The sequence below is a fragment of the Flavobacterium macrobrachii genome, from assembly GCF_014486675.1.
Lineage (GTDB): Bacteria > Bacteroidota > Bacteroidia > Flavobacteriales > Flavobacteriaceae > Flavobacterium > Flavobacterium macrobrachii.
Map to the genome: position 1 here is coordinate 1 of NZ_JACTAC010000136.1, position 2,141 is coordinate 2,141.

General features: G+C 31.4%; 3 protein-coding genes. All 3 read right to left on the reverse strand.

The window, feature by feature from the left end:
* Positions 1–296: 296 nt before the first annotated feature.
* Complete coding sequence (locus IAI56_RS15530; protein ID WP_244970342.1) at positions 297–1,058, reverse strand: type 1 glutamine amidotransferase domain-containing protein; 762 nt, start codon at positions 1,056–1,058, stop codon at positions 297–299.
* 119 nt (positions 1,059–1,177) lie between these two features.
* The gene (locus IAI56_RS15535) at positions 1,178–1,741 is read right to left on the reverse strand and encodes a Crp/Fnr family transcriptional regulator (protein WP_187658731.1); all 564 of its coding nucleotides are present in this window, start codon (positions 1,739–1,741) and stop codon (positions 1,178–1,180) included.
* Positions 1,742–1,890: 149 nt separating this feature from the next.
* Complete coding sequence (locus tag IAI56_RS15540) at positions 1,891–2,052, reverse strand: hypothetical protein (protein WP_187658732.1); 162 nt, start codon at positions 2,050–2,052, stop codon at positions 1,891–1,893.
* Positions 2,053–2,141: the final 89 nt, after the last annotated feature.

Genomic DNA, 2,141 nt, shown 5'->3' on the forward strand with positions numbered 1-2,141 from the left:
GTTATAGTAATTAAATATTCTATAAAAAGAAATCAATTAAAATGAGATTTTAACAAAAGAAGAATACGATTATTTAATACTTATAGGGTTTCTTACACAATAGAAATCTTTTTTGTGTAAATTCATCTCCTTGTAGGTTGCGTTTGAATGTCATTTTTTACTAAGTGCACTATAACTTTCTTACTAATTATTACTTCAAAAAGCTGTATGCCTTAATATGGTGAATATTATTCAACATATTTATATAAAAAAATGAGGCAACAATAAATGTTACCTCATTTTTTTTATAATTTGACTTATAGTTTTTTAAGTTCTTCAAGAACAGCCTCTCCTACACCATGAGCAGACTGAGGGTTTTGACCTGTTACTACTCTTTGATCTACGGTTACATGAGGCTGCCATAAACCTGATTTTTCAAATTTTGCACCACGTTCAATTAATTTTGTTTCAAGACTAAAAGGCACTACGTTTTCTAACTTTACAGCAATTTCTTCTTCATTAGTAAAAGCATTAATTTTCTTTCCATCTACTAGGTAGTTTCCATTACTTAACTTGATGTTTACTAAACCAGCTGGACCATGACAAACGGCACTAACAATACCATTGTTTTCATAAATTTTTTGAGCAATTTTTGCCAATTCATCATTATCTGCAAAATCCCACATAGTTCCATGTCCACCAGCATATAAGATAGCTTGATATTCGGAAGGGTTTACCTCTGATGGTTTCATGGTGTTTTGAATTTTAGCTTGATATTTTTTGTCTGCTAAAAATTTTTGATTGATACTATCCTCCGGATTGTCACCATAGTAAGATGGATTACCACCTTTTGGACTTACAAAATCAATCTCATATCCAGCCTGGGTTAAGACTGCCCATGGATGAGATACTTCTCCTAAATAATATCCAGTTTTTTCGCCTGTTTCTCCTAGTTTGTCATGGCTTGTAACCACAAATAAAATTTTCTTACTCATTTTTTTTAAATTTTTTGTTTGTGCCGTTGCTTGATTCAATCCCAGAAGTATGGTGCAACCTGCAATTACCATAATTCTTGACATGATGTTTTTCACTATTTTATTCATAACTATCATTCTTTTGATTTGTTGATGCAAATTTCAGTGCTTTATTCATCATGTCATAGGAGATACATCACCTTTTTTTTGTGATATAAATCACACTAGGAAGAAAGCCGGCTCAAAGTTTCGCGAGACACACCCAAGTAAGAAGCTATAAGGGTTTTTGGAACTCTTTGAAATAATGTTGGATATTGTTGTAGAAGTTGCTCGTATCGTTCTTTTGCATTGCTATTGAGTAATGATAGTATTCTTCGTTGTAGCGCAACATAACCCAAATTAGATTTCTTTCTGAAAGAATGTTCAATTTTATGCATGTCGGCACACAGTTTTTCTCTATTGTGTATCGATAAGCATAGTACCTCAGTTGGTTCAAGACAATCAATATTTAGTGTTGCTACGGTTTGATTAAAATAGGCTTGGTAATCTGTTACCCACCAATCTTCCATGGCAAACTGCATGATATGTTCTTTTCCTTCATGGTTAACATAATATGCTTTTAAAAGGCCTTTTACTACAAAATGATCATTTTGTACTGTATCATTTTCTTGTATTAGAAATTGATGTTTCTTTAATTTTTTAAATGTAAAGTGAGACAGAATGTATTCGAATTCCTTGTCTGTCAGCGGCGTAATTTTTTCTATTTGTTGTCTAAGTATTTGGCTCATCTAGGTAGTATAGGTCAATATAATGGCTCAAGAAACGGAGTGCAGATGAACTTAAGTAGTTCTTTTTCAAATATAGAAAAATAATTGAAATGGAAAGCTGCTTATTTAAACAATGTTTTGGATTATTTTGTATTCAGGTCGAATGAATTTTATGGCTGAATAATTTTTACTTTAAAGTATCTTTTTACCAATCCATTTTCTGTATAGGTACTTTCTTCTGCCAAATACATATGCTGTTCTTCTCTTTGTTCAAAACAAGAAGTTAATAAACCCATAAAAGGTACTATTAAAAATTTAGTTTGTATTTTCATTTTTAAAATTACCCCTAACCTCAAACCATGAAAAACCTCCTTTAAATCTCCCGAGACTTCGGGATTAAAAGAGGTCTTTTTTTATAAAT